Annotated in this window: 19 protein-coding genes; 8 read left to right on the top strand and 11 right to left on the bottom strand. The window is 70.8% G+C overall.

What is annotated here, in order from left to right:
• The first annotated feature begins 46 nt into the window (after window positions 1-46).
• Complete coding sequence (locus AB0Q90_RS03295; RefSeq protein WP_363158723.1) at window positions 47-1222, top strand: serine hydrolase domain-containing protein; 1176 nt, start codon at window positions 47-49, stop codon at window positions 1220-1222.
• Between the two features lie 310 nt (window positions 1223-1532).
• Here the strand turns inward: AB0Q90_RS03295 and AB0Q90_RS03300 are convergent, their stop codons facing one another.
• The 3 genes from AB0Q90_RS03300 to AB0Q90_RS03310 form a co-directional block, all read right to left on the bottom strand.
• On the bottom strand, window positions 1533-2345 hold the full coding sequence (locus AB0Q90_RS03300) for an SGNH/GDSL hydrolase family protein (protein ID WP_363158724.1): 813 nt from the start codon (window positions 2343-2345) through the stop codon (window positions 1533-1535).
• Between the two features lie 110 nt (window positions 2346-2455).
• The gene (locus AB0Q90_RS03305) at window positions 2456-2932 is read right to left on the bottom strand and encodes a (2Fe-2S)-binding protein (RefSeq protein WP_363158725.1); all 477 of its coding nucleotides are present in this window, start codon (window positions 2930-2932) and stop codon (window positions 2456-2458) included.
• A gap of 8 nt (window positions 2933-2940) precedes the next feature.
• Window positions 2941-5271 carry a molybdopterin cofactor-binding domain-containing protein gene (locus tag AB0Q90_RS03310; protein WP_363159082.1) on the bottom strand — a complete coding sequence of 777 codons (2331 nt, stop codon included), beginning with the start codon at window positions 5269-5271 and terminating at the stop codon, window positions 2941-2943.
• Window positions 5272-5539: 268 nt separating this feature from the next.
• Between AB0Q90_RS03310 and AB0Q90_RS03315 the strand changes: the two genes are divergently transcribed.
• The 4 genes from AB0Q90_RS03315 to AB0Q90_RS03330 all read left to right on the top strand — a co-directional run bounded on the left by AB0Q90_RS03315 (window position 5540) and on the right by AB0Q90_RS03330 (window position 10918).
• Window positions 5540-6376, top strand: coding sequence for a Tat pathway signal sequence domain protein (locus AB0Q90_RS03315; protein WP_363158726.1), 837 nt, complete (start codon window positions 5540-5542; stop codon window positions 6374-6376).
• Between the two features lie 61 nt (window positions 6377-6437).
• Window positions 6438-7955: a cellulase family glycosylhydrolase gene (locus AB0Q90_RS03320; protein WP_363158727.1), complete on the top strand. Its 1518-nt coding sequence runs from the start codon at window positions 6438-6440 to the stop codon at window positions 7953-7955.
• 163 nt (window positions 7956-8118) lie between these two features.
• Window positions 8119-9195 (top strand): 2-oxoglutarate and iron-dependent oxygenase domain-containing protein, encoded by a 1077-nt coding sequence (locus tag AB0Q90_RS03325; RefSeq protein WP_363158728.1) that lies wholly within the window; start codon window positions 8119-8121, stop codon window positions 9193-9195.
• A gap of 373 nt (window positions 9196-9568) precedes the next feature.
• Entirely contained in the window at window positions 9569-10918 is a 1350-nt protein-coding gene (locus tag AB0Q90_RS03330) for a bifunctional folylpolyglutamate synthase/dihydrofolate synthase (RefSeq protein WP_363158729.1), read from the top strand.
• Between the two features lie 57 nt (window positions 10919-10975).
• On the opposite strand, the gene AB0Q90_RS03335 is transcribed toward AB0Q90_RS03330, so the two are convergent.
• The 7 genes from AB0Q90_RS03335 to AB0Q90_RS03365 all read right to left on the bottom strand — a co-directional run bounded on the left by AB0Q90_RS03335 (window position 10976) and on the right by AB0Q90_RS03365 (window position 18916).
• Entirely contained in the window at window positions 10976-12475 is a 1500-nt protein-coding gene (locus AB0Q90_RS03335; protein WP_363158730.1) for an FAD-binding oxidoreductase, read from the bottom strand.
• 145 nt (window positions 12476-12620) lie between these two features.
• Window positions 12621-13889 carry a wax ester/triacylglycerol synthase domain-containing protein gene (locus AB0Q90_RS03340; RefSeq protein WP_363158731.1) on the bottom strand — a complete coding sequence of 423 codons (1269 nt, stop codon included), beginning with the start codon at window positions 13887-13889 and terminating at the stop codon, window positions 12621-12623.
• Window positions 13890-13907: 18 nt separating this feature from the next.
• A complete protein-coding gene (locus AB0Q90_RS03345; RefSeq protein WP_363158732.1) occupies window positions 13908-15146 on the bottom strand; it encodes a macrolide family glycosyltransferase in 1239 nt (412 codons plus the stop codon).
• On the bottom strand, window positions 15143-16447 hold the full coding sequence (locus tag AB0Q90_RS03350; protein ID WP_363158733.1) for a cytochrome P450: 1305 nt from the start codon (window positions 16445-16447) through the stop codon (window positions 15143-15145). Before AB0Q90_RS03350 ends, AB0Q90_RS03345 begins: the two co-directional genes overlap by 4 nt.
• The gene (locus tag AB0Q90_RS03355) at window positions 16444-16737 is read right to left on the bottom strand and encodes an acyl carrier protein (RefSeq protein ID WP_363158734.1); all 294 of its coding nucleotides are present in this window, start codon (window positions 16735-16737) and stop codon (window positions 16444-16446) included. Before AB0Q90_RS03355 ends, AB0Q90_RS03350 begins: the two co-directional genes overlap by 4 nt.
• Window positions 16734-18218 carry a pyridoxal-dependent decarboxylase gene (locus AB0Q90_RS03360; RefSeq protein WP_363158735.1) on the bottom strand — a complete coding sequence of 495 codons (1485 nt, stop codon included), beginning with the start codon at window positions 18216-18218 and terminating at the stop codon, window positions 16734-16736. The genes AB0Q90_RS03355 and AB0Q90_RS03360 overlap by 4 nt, the downstream gene beginning before the upstream one ends.
• A complete protein-coding gene (locus tag AB0Q90_RS03365) occupies window positions 18215-18916 on the bottom strand; it encodes a DUF6875 domain-containing protein (protein ID WP_363158736.1) in 702 nt (233 codons plus the stop codon). The genes AB0Q90_RS03360 and AB0Q90_RS03365 overlap by 4 nt, the downstream gene beginning before the upstream one ends.
• A 161-nt stretch (window positions 18917-19077) precedes the next feature.
• On the opposite strand from AB0Q90_RS03365, the gene AB0Q90_RS03370 reads away from it, so the two are divergent.
• A complete protein-coding gene (locus AB0Q90_RS03370; RefSeq protein WP_363158738.1) occupies window positions 19078-20295 on the top strand; it encodes a hypothetical protein in 1218 nt (405 codons plus the stop codon).
• Between the two features lie 23 nt (window positions 20296-20318).
• Here the strand turns inward: AB0Q90_RS03370 and AB0Q90_RS03375 are convergent, their stop codons facing one another.
• On the bottom strand, window positions 20319-20816 hold the full coding sequence (locus AB0Q90_RS03375; protein ID WP_363158739.1) for an SgcJ/EcaC family oxidoreductase: 498 nt from the start codon (window positions 20814-20816) through the stop codon (window positions 20319-20321).
• A gap of 65 nt (window positions 20817-20881) precedes the next feature.
• Between AB0Q90_RS03375 and AB0Q90_RS03380 the strand changes: the two genes are divergently transcribed.
• Together AB0Q90_RS03380 and AB0Q90_RS03385 are read left to right on the top strand one after the other, a co-directional pair.
• Window positions 20882-21346 (top strand): MarR family transcriptional regulator, encoded by a 465-nt coding sequence (locus AB0Q90_RS03380; protein WP_363158740.1) that lies wholly within the window; start codon window positions 20882-20884, stop codon window positions 21344-21346.
• Window positions 21347-21356: 10 nt separating this feature from the next.
• Window positions 21357-22157, top strand: coding sequence for a phosphotransferase (locus tag AB0Q90_RS03385; RefSeq protein WP_363158741.1), 801 nt, complete (start codon window positions 21357-21359; stop codon window positions 22155-22157).
• Window positions 22158-22160 lie beyond the last annotated feature (3 nt).

Here is a 22160-nt window from a genome sequence, read left to right on the forward strand (position 1 = left end):
TTCCGTACGCGGTGTCAACCGGCGGCGGTTGCTCGGGTGGGGCAGGTTGGCGACCGCCGGCGTGGTGGCAGGCGCGTCGCTGGGGGGTGCCCAGCCAGGCCACGCCGACCAGGTCCCGACCGACCCGATCCCGCCGGACACCCGGCCTGGCGGAGCCTACGACCGGTATGTGGCGAAGTTGGCCGCCGAGGGCAGGTTCTCAGGCGTGGTGCTGTTGTCGCACCGGGGCCGGACGGTGCTGTCCCGCAGCTACGGCATGGCGGACAAGGAGAAGGGGATCGCCAACCACGAGGGCGTCGCGTTCAGCCTCAGTTCGGCGGGCAAGCCGTTCGGCGCGGTGGCCGTCTTGCAGTTGGCGCAGCAGGGCAAGGTAAAGCTGTCGGACACGGTGGGCACCCATCTGAAGGGCTTCGCCAGGGAGATCGCCGAGCAGGTGACCATTCACCACGTGTTGTCCGGTACCTCCGGGCTCGACAGCCCGGATGACGACGTGCAACGCATCTTCCAGAGCCGGGATGAGGTGCACGAGTACTACGAGCAGCGGGCTCGGCAGGCGAAGCTGGTGGGCGTCCCGGGCGCTGCTGACTCCGCCCATCAGGAGGCGGAGGTCACCATTTCCGCGCTGATCGTGGAGGCCGTGACCGGCAAGACGTACTGGGACTACGTGCAGGAGAACATTTTCGGGCGCTGCAACATGACCGGCTCGGCGTTCTGCACCAGGCCGCAGTGGCTCACCGACGAGCACATCGCGCACCCGTACATGGAACTGGCCGACGGCAGCGTGGTGGACGCCGTCCGCAACCTGGACAAGAGCAGCCCGGACCCGAACGTCCTCGGCAAAAATCCGGGCCGCGCCTTCATCGATGCCCCCGGGGACGGTGGCTTCGCCACCGCACCGGATCTGGTCCGGTTCGCGCGTGCGCTGGGCGACGGAACGCTGCTGGACCGGCCCTGGGCCGACGTTCTCACTGCCGCCAAGATCCCCCACGGACCGGCGTCGTTCGGGGCGTACGGGATTCCGGTCTCCATCGTCAACGGCCAGTGGAACTACCAGCGCGCCGGCGGCAACCCCGGCGTCAGCGCCAACTGGGACATCTACCCTGACACCGGCTGGGTCGGCGTCATCCTCAACAACCGCGACGGCGTGCCGCTGCAGGAGATGATCGGGCAGGAGATGCAGGCCATCACCGGAGCCCCGGTCGGTGGGGGATCAGGTGGCTGAGCTACTGGGGGATTCCGCGTGCGCACGGTCAGTGCCGTGTGCGGGGGGCCTGGCACGCGCGCGCGACAGGAGCCTGTACCTGTCCTGGCTGACCGCCTCCTACATCCACACGGGCGAGATCGAGCACGGCATGCCTTGGACTCACGCCGAAGTCGAGGCACTCCCCGGCTTCGAAAAGTACCGTCCCGTGTTCACTGAGCAGGAACGGGCCGTCGACGAGGAGGACTGGGAGCGGGCCGACGCCTGCCACACGCACATACGCGGTGCGCTCACGACGTGCCGGTGGCGAGCGGCATCTCCGGCACGTTGTTCACCGCGTCGCGGACGCCGCCTCCCCGGTGCCCGGAACGTCCTCGTGCCAGGGTGTCATTTCCGGCCGCTTGGCGGTGCGGCCGTCGCCGGAGGAGCGGCCGCGTAGGCGGCGGGTCAGCCAGGGGCCCAAGAAGGTGGCGGCCCAGTGGAGTTCGGCGAGGGGGGTGCGCCGGCCGGCGGGGGTGGGCAGGGGGTGGGTCCAGGAGTCGTCGCTGCCCGGCAGGGTGAGGGCGTGGGCGACTGCGGCGGCGATTCGCTGGTGGCCTAGAGGGCTGGCGTGGAGTCGGTCCGGGCTCCACAGGCGGAGGTCGGTGACGACGTCGTGGTGGGCGGTCTCGACGAGCACGACGTCGTGCCGGCGGGCCGCGTCGCGGATGCGGTCGTTGAGTGCGACGACGCGGGGGCCGACGGGGCGGGCCAGCGGCGTGATGCGGGCGACGTCGGGGAAGGTGAACGTGACCACTTCCGCGCCTTGGGTGGTGAGCGCGGCGAACATCGCCTCCAGGTGCCCTGCCACCTGGTCCGCGTCGAAGCCCGGGCGCAGCAGGTCGTTCACGCCGGCCACCACGGTGGCCAGGTCCGGGCGCAGGGCGAGCGCGGGGGTGAGCTGTTCGGCGTGCACCTGCCCGGCCAGGCGGCCGCGGACGGCGAGATTGGCGTAGTGCAGCCCCGGACTGCACCGCGCGAGGTGCTCGGCCAGGCGGTCGGCCCAGCCGCGCAGTCCCGTTTCGTCGTCGCCGTCGCCGACTCCCTCGGTCTGGCTGTCGCCGAGTGCGACGTACCGCGTGAAGTGCGCTTCCGTACGGGGCATGGGCAGGCGCTCCCTGTTCTTCGGTAAGGGCGACCCCTATAGTAACTTTATTTAGTAGTCGCATTCACGAACAAAAGACGAGCGGGCTTGCTTGCACAGCGCCAGGCTCCTCAGTACCTCTTCGCCCCGGCCGTGATCGCCTGCCGTATGCGGTGGTACGTGCCGCAGCGGCAGACGTTGCGAATCTCGTCGAGGTCCGCCTCGGTGAGCTCGCGGCCCTCCTCGCGGGCCTGGCGGACCTTGGCGACGGCGGTCATGATCTGGCCGGGCTGGCAGTAGCCGCACTGCGCCACGTCGTACTCCAGCCAGGCCTCCTGCATCGGGTGCAGGTCACGGTCGACGGTGGCGGGCAGGCCCTCGATCGTGGTGATCTCGTCGTCCGGTGCGACGTCTTCGACCGGCACCGTGCAGGGGTTGAAGGCCTTGCCGTTGATGTGGCTGGTGCAGGCCTGGCAGACGCCGAGTCCGCAGCCGTACTTGGGTCCGGTGACGCCGAGGGCGTCGCGCAGGACCCACAGCAGCCGTACGTCGTCCTCGATGTCGACGGTGACCCGCTTGCCGTTGAGGATGAAGGTGTGTTCGGGCACGGGGACTCCTAGAAGGCGCGGTCGAGGCCGTCGGCGGGGGACGCGGGGATCGGCGGGGTGGTGGGCAGCGGCTCGAAGCCGAGCGGTTCGCCGTGGTTGAGCGGGAAGGTCGTCGGCATGGTGCCGGTGGCGCGGCCGTAGGCGCAGGCCACCGCGGCCATCGCCCCGGCCACGGCCAACTCGCCCGCGCCGCCGGGCTGTCCGGTGGTGGGCGGCATGACGACGATCTCCAGCTCGGGCGGGGTGTTCCACTGCCGCGTGTAGAAGTAGTTGTCCCAACTGCCTTCCAGGAAGTGCCCGTTGTCGAGGTGCAGACCCGAACTGAGGGTGATCGCGATGCCGTCGGCGATGCCGCCCATCATCTGGGCCTCCAGGCCGCGCGGATTGACCGCAAGGCCGACGTCGACGGCGCAGACGACCTTGGTGACGCGCGGGCCGGTGTAGCCGTCGCGGACTGTGCGGCCGGTGGTCTCGGGGCGGCAGTCGATCTCGGCGAGTACGGCGACGTAGGCGTGGTATTCGGGGTGGAGCGCGATGCCCTGCGCGGTGCCGGCGGGCATGGCGCGCCCCCACTGGCCGACCTCGGTGACCTTGTCGAGCACCGCGCGGGCCCGGTCGTCCTTCAGGAACTCGCGGCGGAACCGGTAGGGGTCCTTGCCCATGCGCTTGGCCAGCTCGTCCACCACCAGCTCCTGCGCGCAGCGGACGTTGGGCGAGTAGATGTTGCGCATGGAGCCGGTGTTGAAGCCCTTGTCGGTCTCGCTCAGCAGTTGGGTCACGACGCCGAAGTGGTACGGGGTCTGCTGGGTGAGCGCGAAGATCGTCTCGGAGAAGGTGAGGTCGCCGACGGGCAGCCGGGCCGCCTCGGCGGTGATGATCTCGCCGAGGCCGTGGCCGAAGTCCGTGGCCACGGACGTGTGCCGCTGCTCGTAGGTGAGCACCTGGCCGAGCGCGTAGGTGGCGCGCACCCGGGAGGTGGACATGGGGTGGGTGCGGCCCTGGCGGAAGTCGTCGGTGCGGTGCCACATCAGTTTCACCGGCTTGCCCATCGCCCGCGACACCTCGGCGGCCTCGGCGGCGGCGTCGTGGAAGAGCTTGCGACCGAACGAGCCGCCGCCCTCGGTGACATGGATCTTGACCGCGGAGGCGGGCAGCCCCAGCTTCAGCGCGATCTCCTCCTGGGCGACGATCGGGGACTTCAGGCTCGCCCAGATCTCTGCCGCGTCCGGCCGTACGTCGGCGATGGCGCAGTTGGTCTCCAGGGCGCTGTTGGAGGCGAAGTGGAAGGTGAACCGGGCGTCGACCGACTTGGTCAGCAAGTCCAGCGGAAGCAGCGGCAGTTCGGCCCGGCGCAGTTCGTCCCGTACGGTGTCGTCGCTCTTCGCCTCGGCCGGTCCGGGCCCCCAGGACACCTCCAGTGCGCGCACGGCGTCGATGCACTGCCCGAAGGTACGGCCGCGGACGGCGACCCCGGTGGAGATGACGGCGACGTCGGTGATGCCGGGCATCGCGCGGACCTGTGCGAGGTTCGCCACCGAGCGCACCGTGCCGTTGATCGTCGGCGGCCGGCAGACCATGGCCGGCAGGGCGTCGGGCACTTGGAGGTCCATGGCGAACTTCTTGCGCCCGGTGACCGCTTCCAGTGCGTCGACGCGCCGCTGTGCGGTGCCGATGACCTTGAACTCCGTTGCCTCCTTGAGGGTGACGGAGACCTGACCGGTCGTCACTGCGGCGGCCTTCTCGGCGAGTTCGCCGTAGGTGAGGCTCCTGCCGGTCAGGGCGGAGGTGATGACACCGGCCTTCGCCGTCAACGTACTGACGGCTTCACCCAGTTGGAGTGCCGCCGCCTCCAGCAGCCGGCCGCGGGCCACCGCGGCGGCCACCCGGATCGGGGTGAAGGTGGAGATCGTGGTGTTGGATCCGCCGGTGAGCTGGTTGAACAGCAGCTCGGGCCGCGCGTCGGCGAGCGTGACGCGGATCCGTTCCAGCGGCAGGTCCAGTTCCTCGGCGATCAGCATGGCGCTGGAGGTCGTGATGCCCTGCCCGACCTCGGCGCGCGGCAGGGCGAAGGTGGCGGTGCCGTCGGTGTCGATCCGGATCGTGATCAGGTTTGCCGTCGGCAACGCGGCATGCGTGAGCATGTCGTTGAGGTCGTAGATCTCCGACGGGCCCGGCACGGAGGGCACTACGGCCGCCGCCTCGTCCGGCGCGAGTGCCGCCTCGCCGAGTTCGGCGGCGACGGTCAGCGTCGAGGCGGCCAATACGTAGCCGAGGAATCTCCGGCGCCCCATGCCCTCCGCCTCCGGCGGCGGGGACTGCCGTGCGGCGCGCTTGTCCATGTCGTCCGTCAACTGTCCTCCCGGCGAAGCGGTTTGCTCGTGCTCACTGCGGCTCCCTGCTGTGCTCCCCAGACCGGATCGCGCTCAATGATCTGCCCTTCAGCCGCTCAATGATCTGTCCTTCAGCGGTCATTGGCGGCGGCTTCCCGGAATCGGCCCGTCATCGCCATCACATCCACCCTTGACCGTGTCCCGTCAGAGCTCTACTCTGCCGCAACAGTAAGGAAACTTTCCTAACAGTCTCCGACTCACAGCAAGGAGACCCCTGATGCCCCCGATCCGACCCCCTGGCGACCTCCGCGGAACCTCACGCCGGGGCCTGCTCGGCGCGACGGTCGGCGGTCTCGCCGCGGCCGCTCTGCCGACCGCACTGCGGCTGCCGACCGCCTCCGCCGCCGAACCACTCGCCGACACCTGGGCGTTGCGCTGGGCGCCCGATCCCGCGGCCGTCGGTCTCGGCGCGTTCGAGACCATCGAGGACGACCGCGCGAACTCCCACCCGGCGGGCCAACCGCACATCCGCCCGGTCGGCGACACCTACCGGTTCACCATGCACATGGCCGACCGGGACACCTCCACGGACCGGCAACGCCAGGAGGTGACCGGCCTGCGCACGTCCGGCAACACGTATCTGCGCTGGCTGCGGGGCGAAACCTGGCGGGTGACGTACCAGATGTACATCCCGGGCTCGCTGAAGGCGACCACGTCCTTCACCCACATCATGCAGACCAAGCAGCCCGGCACCGGCACCTCCCCGATCACCGTGATGTCGCTGCGCCGGGTGAACGGGGTGCAGACCGTCGAGTTGAAGCTGTTCGAGTCGAACCTCCTGGTCGGCCGCACCGACCTCGTCCCGCTGCACGACTCCTGGGTCGACGTCGACTTCCGGATGAAGATCGGCGACGGCACCGCGGGCAGCGTGCGCTGGATCCTCCGCAAGGACGGCGCCACCCTCGTCGACGGGACGAGGACGGGCGTCGACACGTTCCTCCTGGACCGGGTGCGGCCCAAGTGGGGCATCTACCGCTCGCTGGGCGACACATCGGGGTCGCTCCAGGACTGCTACCTGCTGCTGCGCAACCTGCGCGGCTACCAACTGGTCTGACGCCGACCCGACGTCGACGAGACCACCGTCAGTTGACCGAACCCCCCACCGCGAGGACAGCATGCGCAGACTCCTGTCCATCCTGCTCGCCGGAGCCCTGCTCGCCGCTCTCGGCCTGAGCCTCCTCCCCTCCCCCACAGCCGCCGCGTCCACCTCCGCGCCCACCGGCAGCGTCCAGATCGACGCCTCCCCCGCATGGCAGCCGAACACCTGGTACAGCGCGGGCACACGTGTGTCCTACGGCGGCCAGGACTACGAATGCCTGCAGAGCCACACGTCCCTGACGGGCTGGGAGCCCTCCACCACCCCGGCACTGTGGAAGCAGCTCGGTGACAGCGGCGCCGACACCACGGCCCCCACCGTCCCGACCGGCCTGCACGCCACCGCCACCACCGCCACCAGCGTGTCGCTCGCCTGGAACACGTCCAGCGACAATGTGGGCGTGACCGGATACGTGCTGTACCGCGACGGCGTCCAGACCGCCACGACGACCGGAACCTCCTACACCGTGAGCAACCTGTCGCCGAGCACGGCGTACGCCTTCACCGTCCGCGCCCGCGACGCGGCGGGCAACCTGTCGCCGGCCTCCGGCTCCCTCACCGCCACCACGCGGAGCAGCGGAGACGGCACACCGGGCGGCACACCCGCCGCCGTCAACGGCCGGCTGAAGGTGTGCGGCGTGAAGCTGTGCAACCAGTACGGCAAGCCCATCCAGCTGCGCGGCATGAGCAGTCACGGCCTGCAGTGGTACAGCCAGTGCCTGACCGACGCCTCCCTGGACGCACTCGCCGGCGACTGGAACTCCGACGTCCTGCGGATCTCCCTCTATGTCCAGGAGGGCGGCTACGAGACCAACCCGCGCATGTTCACCGACCGGGTCCACCAGCTCATCGAGATGGCCACGGCCCGCGGCATGTACGCCCTCGTCGACTGGCACCAGCTCACACCCGGCGACCCCCACCACAACCTGGACCGCGCCAAGACCTTCTTCACCGAGATCGCGCAGCGCCACCGCAACAAGACCAACCTGCTGTACGACATCGCCAACGAACCCAACGGCGTCAGCTGGTCGCGCATCAAGTCCTACGCCGAGCAGCTCATCCCGGTCATCCGCGCCCAGGACCCCGCCACGCCGATCCTCGTCGGCACCCACGGCTGGAGCTCGCTCGGCATCTCGGACGGCCGTGACGAGAGCGACGTCGTCAACAACCCGGTCAACGCCACCAACATCATGTACACGTTCCACTTCTACGCCGCCTCGCACGACCAGGAGTACCTGGACGCTCTCGACCGGGCGTCGGATCGGATCCCGATCTTCGTCACCGAGTTCGGCACCCAGGAAGCCACTGGCGACGGCCCGAACGACTTCGCGCGCAGCCAGCAGTACCTCGATCTGCTGGCCGCCAAGAAGATCAGCTGGGTGAACTGGAACTTCTCCGACGACGAGCGCTCCGGAGCCGTGTTCAAGCCCGGCACCTGCAACGCCAACGGCCCCTGGACCGGCACCACTTCACTCAAGCCGGCCGGGGTCTGGATCCGCGAGCGGATCAGGACACCGGACTCCTTCCCCACGAGCTGACCACCACACACCAAGGACCGTCGGGGCTGGAGGCCGGCAACGGCCACCGGCCCCGCGGTTGTGTGCCGGATGTCGAGATTCTGTGAACCCGCCGCGACCGCGCGGCGTGCAGAAGGGCATCGGGGAGGCCACGCCCCAGCATCCGCGAGAAGGAGATCCCGCCATGAGCGACCTGTCCACCTTCCACCTGCCCGACTCGGTGACGGGCACGACGGCCGACGCGGGGCTGGCCCAGCGGATGATCAACGCGTGGCAGCGGGACGGCATCTTCCAGATCGCCACCACCGCCCGGCAGGACCTCCTGATCGGCGCCGCCTACGAGGCGAGCAGACGGTTCTTCGCCCTCCCCCCACAGGTCAAGGCCAGACATGTCAGCGACCTCAGCTACGGCGGATACATCGCCTCGGGCGAGGAGGTCACCGACGGGGTGCAGGACGGATCCGAGATCTTCACGGTCACGCCCGACATTCCCGCCGACGATCCCCGGGTCCGGCAGAGCTGGCCCTGCCACGGCCCCACCCCGTGGCCGGACGAGGACTACCGGCGGGCCATGCGGGCGTGGATGGACGAACTCGCCGGTGTCGGGCAGCGGTTGCTGCGCCTGACGGCCCTCGGCCTCAGCCTGCCGCTGGAGGCGCTCACCCGGCTGACCGAGGCCGGCTGGCACCACATGCGCGTACTGCGCTTCCCGGCCGCCACGGCCACGGCCGAGCGCGGGATCGGCGCTCACACCGACTACGGACTGCTCGTCATCGCCGCCCAGGACCCGGTCGGGCAGGCGCTGTTCGTCCGGCCGCCGGTCGCCGACGAACGCCGCAACCGCAACTGGCTGGCGGACGAGAGCGCCGCCGGGTTGTACGAGGAGGACGACCGCTGGCTCTATGTCCCGCCGGTCCCCTGCACGCTCACCGTCTTCCCCGGCGACATCATGCAGCTCGTCACGCGGGGAGCCCTGCTGTCCACACCGCACAAGGTGCGGCTCGCCGACCGGGAGCGGTATGCGCTGGCCTACTTTCACGAGCCCGCCTTCAACGCCGTAGCCCGCCCCTTCTCCTCGGACTGCGACGGCGACGCTTGCGAGCACGACGAGCTCCTGCACTACGGAAGCCACTTCACGAACATGTTCATGCGCTGCTACCCGGAACGGATCACCACGCGTCGCATCCACGACGAGAACCGGCTGGCCGTGCTGAGCGGGCTTCGCAGGGACGCCCTCGGCCAACTCGCCCAAGGCATATGAGACATGCCCCTACCGGAGCGGTTCCGTCCAGCCTGTCCGTGCGCCGGACCGGTCACTATCGCCCGGGCACTCGTCGGCCCGGTGCGCTTCCGCTTGAGGTCCACCAGTCGGGAAGTACGGCGTACAGATCACGGCCGTCATCAGGCCCCCGCCGAGCTGGGCAGCGCCGCCCGGTGAACTGGAACTTCTCCGACGACGAACGCTCCGGAGCCGTGTTCAAGCCCGGCACATACAACGCCAACGCCCCCTGGACCGGCACCACTTCACTCAAACCGGCCGGCGTCCGGATCCGCGAGCGCATCAGGACCCCCGGACTCCTTCCCCACTGGCTGAGGACCGCACTCATTGCTGCCGACCCATTGCGCTCAGTGGCATGATCCGCCGTGTGGACTACCAACTGTGTGTCGACATGCTCGCGAAGGTGCAGGAGAACCCCGACGGGCTTCCCCGGGAGGTGCGACAGGCGAACGTCTCCGGCCTGCTGGCGGCGCTGGGCGGTCCTGAGCAGGGACTGCGCGGGATGCTGGTGGTCGGTACGAACGGCAAGGGGTCGACGTGCGCGTTCGCGGTGTCGGCGGTGGCCGCGACCGGCGCACGGGTGGGCAGCATGCCCAGCCCACACCTGCAGGAGCCCAGGGAGCGGATCCGGATCGACGGGGTTCCCGTGACGCGCGCCGAGTACGCCGCGGCGTTCTCCGAGGTCTGGCAGGCGATCGAGCGGCACGGCCTGCCCGTCCTGGCCCAGGGCATCTACGCGACAACCGCGGCCGTGCACTTCCGGCGGGCGGGGGTCGCGCTGACCGTGGCCGAGGCGGGTATCGGCGGGAGTCGGTCGGCGGCTGCGGAACTCGGCCTGGATGTGAAGGTCGTCACCGGCATCGGGCTCGACCACACCCGGCTGCTCGGCACCTCCCTGTCCCAGATCACTCAGGCCAAGGTCGCGGCCGTGCGGGACGGGGACCATGTCGTTCTCGGACGCCTGGCCCCCGAGGCGGCCACCGCGGCTGAGCGGGTCCTCCAGGAGCGGGCGGGACTGTCCGTGTGGCGCATGGACCGCGAGGTCCGCTACACCGCCCGCGCCGCCGGTCACGGCCCGGCGGCGCTGGTCGACGTATCCACTCCCCGCGCCGTGCACCGCGATCTGCCCTGCCCGCTCTCCGGGGCACACCAGCACCACAACCTCGCGGTCGCCGTCGCCGCGGTGGACGCCATGGCCGAACGCGGCCACATCCGCGAGCCGGACGGGGAGCAGCTCCGCTCACGACTGGCAGCCACACGCTGGCCCGGACGCCTTGAACTGGTCGAGACCCGGCTGGACGGCTGGACGGGCCGCGTCCTGCTGGAAGGCGCCACCAATCCGCAGGGGGTCGCGACCGTAGCCCCGGAGATCCTGCTCCATGCCCGTGGCAACGGGCATGCGGGACCGCCCGTGCTGCTGTTCGCCTCGATGGAGGACAAGGACGTCTCCGGCATGCTCGCCCCGCTCCCCTCCCACTGGCCGCTGGTCCTCACCCGCACCGGCGCAGCCCAGGCCGCGAGCCCCACCGCCTTGCACGCTCAGCTCGCCCCCGGTCGTCGAGGACCGTGCCTGACCGCCGAGGACCCCCCGTCGGCGCTGCAACGGGCCGCCGAACTCGCCGGCCCCGGCGGCCTGATCGTCGTCTTCGGTTCGCTGCGCCTGGTGGGGGAATCCCGCACCGCACTCGGTCTGCAGCCCGCCTGAGGGGTGCGCGGCTCTTCGCCGGGGCGCACGTGGGCGGCGGCCACGGACCGGCCGGGGTCAGCGAGCGCCGATGGACTGAGGGTGGCGGAAGAGACGGGCGGGGTCGTACCGGCGCTTGACGTGGAGCAGGCGCGTGTAGTTGGCCCCGTAGTAGGCCGTGCGCCAGTCGCGCTGCTCGGGGTCGGGGAAGTTGGCGTAGGCGGCGTCGGTGCCCAGGCGGCGGCGCAGGAGGTGGTGGGCGGTGCGGGTCCGGTCCAGGAGGTGTTGTGTTTCGGCCGGTGGGGTGCCGGGGTTCCAGTGGGTGCCGATGTCGATGACGAACGTCGCGTCCCGGTGCGGGTAGGCGGTCTCGTCGGGGCGCGGGCCGCCGCCGGCGCCGCCCATGGCGAAGAGGGTGATGTAGCCGGTCGCCTGCGCCGGGCCGGGCTGCCAGGCGCGGGTCCACTCGGTGATGTGCTCGACGTCGCCGGGTGTCAGCCACCGGTTGGGGACCAGGGAGCGGGAGGCGTAGCAGTCCTTCTTGCCGGGGGACTCCATGAGGTAGTCCTGCGCGGACCAGAAGCCGCGCTCCTGGAGGAAGGCGGTGGTGGGGCGGAGGCGCAGGAGGGGGGTGAGGAGGCGGCGCAGGGCGTCCTCGGCGCCCAGGCGCTGCCCGAGGACCACCACGGTCGTGGTGCCGTTGCCGGCGTGCTTGAAGCCGATGCGCACGTCGAGGTCGTCGGTGCGGTCGGTGTCCAGGAGGTGCTGGAGTTCGGCGGTGACGGCCGGGCCTGCTTTGAGGGGGAAGGTGAGGTCGAAGACGGTGGCGCGCTGTCGGTCGACGGGGACGGCGTCGAAGACGAAGGCGGTGTTGATGCCGAAGTTGCCGCCGGCGCCGCCGCGGCATGCCCAGTACAGGTCGGCGTTCTCGTCCGCGGCGGCGCGCACCAGGGATCCGTCGGCCAGGACGAGGCGGGTCTCGGCGAGGCGGTCGCAGGTCAGGCCCCACTTGCGGTCGTTGAAGCCGAGTCCGCCGCCCAGGGTGAGCCCGGCGACCCCGACGCCGGGGCAGCGGCCGCCGGGAAAGTACAGGCCCGCGGAACGGGCGGCGTACACATCGGAGTTGGTGGCGCCGCCGCCCAGGTGCAGACGGCGGCCCACGGGCTGGACGTCGTGCATCGGTCGCAGGCTGATGACCAGGCCTTCGGTGGTGGAGTGTCCGGCGTAGTTGTGGCCGCCCGAGCGGATCGCGAAGGGCATGGCCTGCTGGGTGCACCAGCGCAGCGCCGCCTGGACGTCCTTCTCGACGGCACAGGCCACCACCCCGGCCGGGCGCACGGAGGCGTAGCGCTGGTTGTCCGCGCTGGCCTGCGAGGGGTAACCGGAATCCCCCGGCCGGTAGAGGCGGGCGCCGGGGCTCAGGACTCGGGCCAGGGCGCGCCAGGCGGCCGGCTCCCGGTCCGTGCCGAGCACCGCCGTCGCGGCGGTGGCCGTTCCTGCTCCCGGGAGCGGCGGGGCCATTGCGGAGACGGCCGCGGCAGTGGCCGCGCACAGGACTGCTCGCCGGTTGGTCTGCACAGCTCCTCTTCTCTGCCCGTGACGGGCGGGGCCGGTGTGGAGGGCCCCACTCCACCCGTCAAGCAGCATGGCTGTGCTGTGACACACCGGCAGACGATCATGGTTCACGCGACCGGTCGTGGACCTCGGTCGAGGGCCGCAGGCATCAACAGTCCCCGTGTGCGCCGAGTCTGTCGCTGGGGTCGGCGTTGGCGAGGGTGTGCATCTGGCTCAGAAAGGCATCGGCCATCTGCCGGGCGTCGTCGGGCAGTGAGTTGCTCAGGACGTTGACGGTGTAGGAGCGGGTGTCGCCGCAGAGGGCGAAGCAGTAGGCACCGGGCGCAGGGATGAGGGGAAAGCCGTGGAGGCGGGCGAGGGGTTGCCCGAACAGGGTGCGTGCACTGCTTCGGTAGGGCACGTAGGTACACGTTGCCGCGACGTAGGAGGCCGCCGTGCCGCGGGCGCTGACACGGGCGGCCATGCGGGGGCCGAGGCGGCACGCGGCGCCCAGGACGGCCAGCGGGATTTTCAGGTTGTCGAGTGCGCCGAACGGGGCCACCAACCCCTGGCAGGCGGCGAGACGTTCGCGGGGATCGTCGACGTCGACGGGGAGGGGCACCCGGAGGTTGGCGATGGGGTTGCCCAGTTCATCGGCGTTCTCGGCGTTGCGCAGGTCGACGGGAAGGCTCGCGAACACCGGGCGTCGGCGTGCCGCGGGTGGGTACGTGAGGTGCAACTGCCGTAGAGCTCCGGCTGTTGCAGCCAGTGCGATCTCGTGGGTGGTGAGGTGTGACGGCAGCATGCGGGCGGCGGCCCTGAAGAGCTTGAGGGGGACCTCCGCTGTCGCGTAGGCCGGGTGCGGCCCTGGGGAGGTCGGTGGTGGAACAGGCCGCGCCGGGGTGAGCGCGGACCGGATTCCGTGGGCGATGGCCCGGGCGCGGGGTACCGGTGCGGTGGCTCTCGGGGACGACCTGCGGGCCGTTTCCTCACCGGTGAGGCCGGCGTCGAGGAGGCGCCGTAGCAGGGTGATCAGCGAACGGCCGTCCAGCAGGCTGTGGTGGGCGCGCAGCAAGAGGGTGAACTCGCCTTCTGCCGAGCGCAGGTGTAGTTGCCAGGGTGGGGCGGTGCCGGGCAGGGGTTGCGTCGCGGTCCGGTGCAGCCAGGCAGCGAAGTCGGTCGGTCCGGTGCTGCTGACGATGTGGTCGCCGGGTTGGAACCGGGGGCCGTGCTCCCACAGATGGCGGCCGCGTTTGGTCGCGGGGGGTACGAGGCGTTGGCGCAGCCGGGGCAGTTCCCCCCAGCGTTCGGTTGCGCGCTCGCGCAGCGCTTCCAGATCGCATGCGCCGGTGAAGGTGAAGGCGATGCCGATGACGGGCGCGCTCGTCGGCCAGTGGGCGAGGAGCTCGTCGGCGGGCTGGAGGATGGACCGGTCCATGGCGTTGAGCTGCTCGTTTCAGGTAGGGGGCCGAGTTGTCGTGGCGAGGTGTCCCTGGCTGCGGGCGGCAGTGGGCCGGGGGCGGAGGGAGCGGGCGAGGAGTTCCTCCACGGCGAGGGCTGCGGCCCTGGCGCCGCCGCAGTGTCGAATCTGTTCGCGCATGTCGGCGGTGCCACGGGCGATGGCCGGGTCGGTGGTGACCGTGGTCAGTGCGTTGCGCAGGGCGGACGGGGTGGCCTGCTCCGGTGGCAGGTGGACGCCGAGGTTCAGCGCGGCGATCTGCTGGGCGTTGACGCGTTGTTCGGGCATCTGGGGGACGGCCACGAGCGGGACGGCGTGGCTGAGCGCCTCCATGGTGCCGCCCATGCCGGCGTGCGTGATGAAGGCGTCGGCGGTGGCGAGGATGTCTGCCTGGGGCACTCGCGCGTGGATGGACACGTTGCCGGGGACAGGGCCCAGGCGGGCGGGGTTCAGCTCGGGGCCTACGGCCATGATGACGCGCCAGGGCAGGTCGGCGAGGCCGTCGAGGCAGGCGCGGTAGAACTCGGCGCGACCGTGATAGAGCGTCCCGAGGGTGATCAGTACCGTGCGACGGCCGTCGCGGACCGGGGCGGGCAGTCCGGCGGGCGGTGCCGCTGCGGTGGTGGGGCCGACGAACGTGCACTGCCCGCGCAGGGTGGCGGCGTTGCGTTGGAACGCGCGGGGGAAGAACGCGATGGCTCGCGCGGGTGGACGAAGCAGACGGTCCGGGTGAACCGGGATGCCGTGGACGGCACAGGCCTCCGCGAACCTGGTCATCTGAGGGTCGTTGATCACCTCCTCGGTGATGGCCATGTCCTCCTGCCACCCTTGATACGGCACGTGGGTGGGGGCGAGCATCATGCTCGGAACCCGCCATCGGGCGGCCAGCGCGGGGCCGGCGAACGCGAGGACGTCATGCAGTACCACGTCGGGCGGATCGTTCCGGAAGGCCTCGACCAGCGGCGTCAGCGTGGCGGCAGCGTACGCGGCCGCAAGGGTGAAACCCCTGTCCAGGCCGCCGTTCCAGCGCAGTCGGGGGCAGGCCGGCAGGACGGGCGTGGCACCGACCGCGGTGACCTCGTCGGCGAACTCCCCGGCCGTCGCGTAGCTCACGCGGTGGCCTCTGGACACCAGTTCCCCGGCAAGGGACAGGGTCGGGTTGACGTGACCGTGCAGCGGAACGTTGACGAGCGCAACGTGGGCATGCCTGTCACGCAGGGCGGTGATCGCGGTCAATGCCGGGGCCTTTTGTTCGTGCGAACGGCGCGGCCTGGCCCTGGGGGGCAGTGACGTCGTGCCAGGACCAGGGCTGCGGGGCCGCGCACTGCGAATCGCCGCGGATAGGTGGGGGGTGCCGCGAGCTCGATCCCGGAGAGCCGGTCGAGGGCGGCGGTGAGGAATTCGGCAGCCTGCACCCGGGCGAGGGCCGCGCCGAGGCAGTAGTGCGGGCCCGCGGCAAAGGCGAGGTGGTCAACGGGCTCCCGGCTCAGGTCGAGGGCGTCGGGCTCAGGGGTGAGCGCGGGATCGCGGTTGGCCGAGCCGACGAGGACCTGCACGGGGTCGCCCTGCGTCAGGGACGTCCCGGCGAGTGACTGTGTGCGCGCAGCGGTGCGCATGGTGGCCTGGGTGGCTGGGTCCCAGCGCAGGAACTCCTCGACCGCGTGGGGGATGTGCGCCGGGTGATCGCGCAGCCAGTCGGCCTGGTCCGGGTGCCGGCACAGGCCCAACACGATGTTCGCGAGTGTCGCGGTGGTGGTGTCGCCTGCCGCGCTGATGAGGGCGGCAACGCTTTCCACGATCTCGTGACGCGACAGGGTGAGGCCTCCGGCATTCCAGGCCAGGCACCAGGAGACGAGGTCTTCACCTGGTACGGCCTCGCGCTTGCGCACCAGCGCGTCCAGGTCCGCGGTGAGGGTGCGGGCTGCGGTGTCCGCGGCGCGCAGGTCGATCCCGGACGGCATGACGTCGACGGCCGCCACCATCTGCTGCCCGAGCCTGCTCCACGTGGTGGCCTGCTGCTGCGGGACGCCGAGCAGGGCCGCCAGCAGGGCCGCGGGTACGGGCCGGGCCACCAGGTCGACGACATCGGCCGTGCCGTTGTGGTCGAGGTGGCGCTGCCACGCGTCCCAGGACCGGTGGACCGCGGCGCGGATCAGCGGTCGGTAGTTCTCCGCGGCGCGGGGGGCGAACCGCGGCCCCATGGCGCGGCGATGCCGCAGGTGGTCCTCGGGTGCGGCGAGCAGGATCGAATCCGCGATGCAGCGCAGCGCCCGGTTCTCGCGCCATTGCGGGCGGTGGGTGTCATGCCAGGTGGCGGTCAGTACGGGCCACAGGCTGGTGTCGGCGAGCACGGCCTTGGCGTGTGTGTGGTCGGTGACCAGCGCGCCGCCCCAGGGCGCGGGAAGCACCGGTCCGAGCCGGCGCAGGGCCTGGTAGACGGGGTAGGGGTCGGCCCGTCCGGCCGGCGTCGCGAGGTGGACGAGGAGGTTGGCGACGGCCTGTTCGGTGCCGCGGTCGGGTGCGGCGGTGGATGTCATCGGTCAGCGCCCGTTTGAATGGCGGGTGCCGGACCGGGGCTTGCGGTTGTTTCGGCTGCCGGGGTACCAAGGGCCTGGTCGAGGGCATCGGCTGCCTCGGCGAGGGTGCTGAAGGGGTCCAGGCCGGTGAGGCTGATGCCGTGGTCGTCCTCGATGCGCATACCGAGTTCGATCAGCGCGAGGGAGTCCACGCCCACATCGGTGAGGGGGACGTCGGGCCGAAGCAGGTGGTCGTCGATTTCGAACAGCTGCGTGAGATAGTCGGCGAGCAGGCGGTAGCCGCGGGTCATCGAGTTTCCTTCGGGTTCGTGGAGTCAGGGCTGGAAGTGCGTCCGTCACAGCGGTGACGGGTCACGTCGGCGGCCAGGATGCTGTCCGCGGTCGCGCGGATGTGCCGCCATGCCTCGTCGATGTGTTCGTCGCGGGTGAACAGTCCGCCGGCGGCCAGCCGGACGGCGGCCCTGCCGTTGACGCGGGTGGTGGTGACGAACATGCGGCCCGAGGAGTTGAGCCGGTCCGCCAGCGCGGTGGTCGCGGCGTCGCCGGCGCGCAGGCGGAAGCACACCAGGCCCAGACGTTGCGGCGCGGCCGGTTCGAACCGCCCGTCGCTGCGCAGATGTTCGCTCATCGCCTGGGCGTGGGCGACGCCGCGGCGGATGTGTGCGCGCAAACCCTGTTGGCCGTGGCAGCGCAGTACCGACCACAGCTTCAGGGATCTGAACCGGCGGCCGAGCGGCAGCTGCCAGTTGCCCAGGTCCAGGCAGGCGTCGGGGTCGGTGTCGAGGTAGTCCGCCGCGGCGGAGGTGGCGCGCATCAGCGGCTCCGGGTCGGAGAGCCAGAGCACGGAGCAGTCGAATCCGGTGAGCAGCCATTTGTGCGGGCTGGTGCTGTAGCTGTCGGCCCACGCCACTCCGTCGTGGATCCAGCGGTACTCGGGGCACACGGCCGCAACGCCGGCGTAGGCGGCGTCCACGTGCAGCCACAGCCCGTGGCGGGCACAGATCTCGCCGATCCGCGGCAGCGGGTCCACCGCGCAGGTGGACGTGGTGCCGACGGTGGCCACCACCATGGCGGGCCGCAGGCCGGCGGCGAGGTCGGCGCGGATCGCCTGCTCCAGAGCTTCCGGTTGCAACGCGAGCGTGGTGGGGTCGCTGGGGATGCGGCGCAGACGCCGGTCGCCGATGCCTACGACCCGGCACACGCGCTGCACCATGACGTTGGCCTGATCGGAGGTGTAGCAGGTGTAGGCGCGGGTGTCGCCCTCCTGGCGCCAGTCGGCTCCTCCGGCGCGGCTGAGCGCCGCGGTGATCGCCATGAGGAAGGCGGTGGTCGCGGTGGACTGCACGACGCCGTTGCCGCGGTAGGCGCCGGGCAGGTCCAGGAGTTGGCGCAGCCACTCGCAGACGGTGGTCTCCAGCTCGGTGGCCGCGGGGCTCGTGGACCAGAGCATGCCCTGCACGTTCAGCCCGGCGGACAGCAGGTCCCCCAACACCGAAGGCCCGGAGGTGTTCGCGGGGAAGTAGCCGAAGAAGGACGGGTGCTGCCAGTGCGTCATGGCAGGCAGCAGGATCTGGTCCAAGTCCTCCATGACCGCTGAGAAGGGCTCGGCGGTGGCGGGCGGCGAGGGCGGGAGTTGGCTGGTGACGCGGCCTGGCTTGACTGCGGTTTGGACCGGTCGGCTGGGGAGCTCGCGCCAGTAGTCGGCGATCCAGTCGACGACGCGGTGCGCTTCTGCCCGGAATTCTTCGGGGTCCATCGACGTGTGGCTCATGCCTGCTCTCGTGGGGCTGCGCTGGGCGCCGTGCGGGCGCCGGATCCGAAGCGGCGCCGGTAGGCGGCCAGGTGAGTGGGGTCGCTGCGCAGGAACGGCTGGTCTGCGGCGACCATGTGGCGCAGTGCCAGCAGCGGGACAGGGCTGGCCAGCGGCCGAAAGTGCGGGTTGTGCAGCCCCGGAGCCGGTGGGGGGCCGGGATGGAACTCGCCGATCATGAGGCCCTGCTCGACGAACGCGGTCTTGGCGCGATGCTGCACCTCTTCCACGAGGACCTGCGCAGGGACGGGGTCCAGTGCCGGAAAGGTGAGCAGGACGGTGGTGTGAACGGCCGCGTCTCCCTTGGTGGAGCCGCGTCGGCGCTCCGCCGACCGCGCAAGCAGCAGTTGGCGGCAGTGCTCAACCGCCATGGCGACAGCGGCCCTTGGCATGTCTGCCGCCGGGTAGGGGACGACGTGGAAGCGCCCCCAGGCCAAGGACGCCGGCACGTACGGGCAGACCGGTCCGCGACGCCCCAGGTCGGGGTGCGGGTTGCAGAGGTACTCGCGGGCCCACTGCATGACGGTCACGCAGGTGCTGTCCGGGGCTGGGCCCACCGCGATGCCGCAGCCGGCCCCGGCAGGCCCGACCTGATCGATGAGGAGCGGAAGTCGGCGATCGAGGGCATGCCCGGAGGGCTGGACTTCGTTGGGCGTCATGTGCGGCGAAATCCTCGGTGGCAAGCGAGCGGGGGCGGTCCAGCCAGTTGACTCCAGAGCGTAGTCTGCTGACTACAATTAGTGTCCATTGGCGGTGAGGTGTCGCAACGCCCCACCCCCTGTCACCGGGTGGGAGTAGTTCAGTGCCGGTCCCTCGCGCCTTGGCGCCGAGCGAATGGGTCTTCGTCCCCGGCGGCGTCCGGCTCGCGGCCTGGGGCGAGCACCCCGAACGGATCGACACAACGGCCCTCACCGCCGCCTTGGCCGCCCTGGCCACCCGCCACCCTCTGCTGGCCGCAACCATCGAACCGGCGCCTTCGGGCTGGCGATTCCACGCCCGCTCAGCGCCGCCCGTACCTGTTGCGCGCCCACGAGGCACCCGCGTCGAGGAGGAGCTCGCGCGCATCGGCGCCACGAAAGCGGCGGACACTCTGCACGTGGCCGTCCTGCCCGGGCAGGACACCGACACGGTGGTGCTGGTGTTGCACCATGCCGTCGCCGACCATGCGAGTACCGCCTCACTGAACAGCGAACTCACCGAGTTGTACGCGGTGGCGCGCAGCGGGCTCCCCCTGCCTCCGGAAACGCCGGGCAGCACCCCTGCGCCCATGGAGGCAGCCATCGACACCACAAGGTTCACCGCGGCGGACATCACCCGCTACGCGGCTCGCCGCGGCCGTACCGCTGCCGGACTGGCCGTCGTCCAACTGCCTCACCGCGGTGGCGCGGGACCGTCCGGCTACAGCGTTGAACACCTGCGGTTCAGCGAACACGCCACGGCGGATCTCGCCGCCACGGCCCGCCGCGCGCGCATCTCCATGCACGCCCTGACCTGTGGAGCCTTACTGGCCGCCGCCCGCTCCATGCACCCCGGTCCCCGCGAGACCACGGCGCCGCTGGTGTGCCACATGCCCGTCGACATGCGTCGCCGACTGCGCATTCCCCGACAGGCACAGGTATTCGCCACCTCCGGGTACCACGCGATCCTCCATCTCACCGCGGACCACGGCGCCGTACACGCAGGACAGCAGATCACCGCACAATTCCACGAAGCCGTCCGTGGAGGCGAGTTGGAGCTCGAAGTCCTCGCCCTCGAACAGCTCCTGGAGCAGCCGCCCCTGCCCGTCACCGTGGGCGTGACCGACCTCGGCCGATACCCCCGCCCCGGCGCATCAGCCGCTGCCGACGAAAGCAGGCCACTGATCAGCGCCGGCCTGCCTCAGGTCGCCGCACCCTTCCCCGTCGTCGCCGCCTCTGTCGTCCACGGCCAACTGCGGATCTCCTCACCCTGCTTCCACGCCTGGTTCGACCCCGAAACCGTGAAGCAGTTCATGGCCCACACCCACACCCACCTCGGGGCCGCCCGCGAACGAAGCTGAACGCCGGGCCCCGGTCGACACCGTCACGGCAGTGCGACCTCACGCGCCCGGCCGACGCCGAAGCGCTGCGCCAGCCGCGTCATGGCCTGCGACATCCTCGACGGCATCGAGTCCGGCTCGGGAATGGTCACCGGTCGCTGCCGGCCGTTCTGGATCGCCGCTATCCGCCAGCCCTCCGGCGTACGCACGCAGACGATGATCTGCCGTGACAGCCGCCGCTTCGGCAGGTTGCTCCGCCAGGGCATGAGGACCGATCCGTTGCCCACCAGCACGGCCACGGAATCGGTGATGAAGCGCAGCGACTCGACCTGGCCGACCATCGCCGATCCGGCGATCACACCGCGGAACAGCTTGTCGTGGTTGTCCTGCAGCTGCGCGGCGCCGGCCGCCCAGCTGCCGTCGTAGGACACGTAGTCGGCGTCCTCGGTGAACAGCCGCCCGAACCCGGCGGAGTCCCCCTCGGTCCAGGTCTTGCAGTACTCGGCGAAGAGCTCGTGGATCTCGGTCTCTCGGGTGTCCATGCTTTCCCTGCCCCTTCCGGTCCTGATATATTTCGTTCGGCCGAACTAAATGTAGGGAGTGGGGCATGGAGCCGTCAAGGGCAGAACTTCTCGCCGAACTCGGGGAGGCAGGACGGGTGCACAGCAATGCGGCCGTCATGTATCACGCGGCGATCAGTGCCCGGATGGACCTCAGCGCAGTCGAGGAGAAGACGCTCGACCTGCTCCAGCGGTCAGGCGCACTCAGCGCGGGCGAGCTGGCAGAGCTCACCGGTCTGGCTCCGGCCTCCGTGTCCGGGCTGATCGACCGGCTGGAGCGCAAGGGGTTTGCCCGAAGAGTGAGGGACTCACGGGACGGCAGGCGGGTCAACGTCGAGATCGACCCGGACGCCGAGACCCGGTTCGCGCCGCTCTTCGCCCCCTTCGCGGCTCAGCTGGCCGACCTGTACGCGCAGTACTCGGAGGCGGAGCTCGCCGTGATCCTCGACTTCCTTCATCGCTCCGCGAGGATCCAGCGGGAGGCCACCCACACGCTCGGAGAACATGAGTAGCGTCATCGTCATGACGGCTGAGGGCGAGGCACTGGTCGGCGGCATGGTGAACGCGGGGGCGGTCTTCCGCCGCGGTGGTTTGGTGGAGCGTCCGGCGCCGCCCAACGCACCCGCCCTGCACGCCCATCTCCGGGCACTGAAGGAGCACGGCTTCGACGCGGCACCGACCCCTGTCGGTCTCACCGAGGACGGCCGTGAGCAGCTGACCTTCATCGTCGGTGACGTGGCCCTGCCGCCGTTCCCGGACTGGGTGATGACGACGCCGGCCCTGGAGTCGGTGGGGCGCCTGCTGCGGCGCTTGCACGAGACCAGCGCGACCGTCGGGGTCGACCCCCGTGCCGGGTGGCCCGGGGAGCCGGCCGACCCGGAGGGCGGAACGATGCTGTGCCACAACGACGCGTGCCCGGACAACGTCGTCTTCCGCGACGGCCGCGCCATTGCCCTGATCGATTTCGACCTGGCGGCCCCGGGCCGTCCCCTCTGGGACGTCGCCATGACCGCCCGCTACTGGGTGCCGATGCTCGATCCCGTATCTGCGGCCGGTCTCTATCCCGCGGGGCTGGATGCGCCCGCGCGGCTGCGGATCCTTGCCGACAGCTACGGACTCTCGCTGCAGGACCGCGCCGGGTTGCCCGGCGTGGTGGAGCAGGCCACCGAGGTCTGCCGGGCCTTCGTCGCCCGCCGCGTGGCCGACGGCGACCCCGTCTATCTCCAGGCGCTGGCCGAGCGTGGTGGATGGGAACGCTGGGACCGGATACAGACCTGGCTGGCGGACCGCCGTGAGACGTTCACGGACGCCCTGCTGAACTGACCG

This window comes from Streptomyces sp. NPDC079141 (assembly GCF_040686775.1).
Classification (GTDB): domain Bacteria; phylum Actinomycetota; class Actinomycetes; order Streptomycetales; family Streptomycetaceae; genus Streptomyces.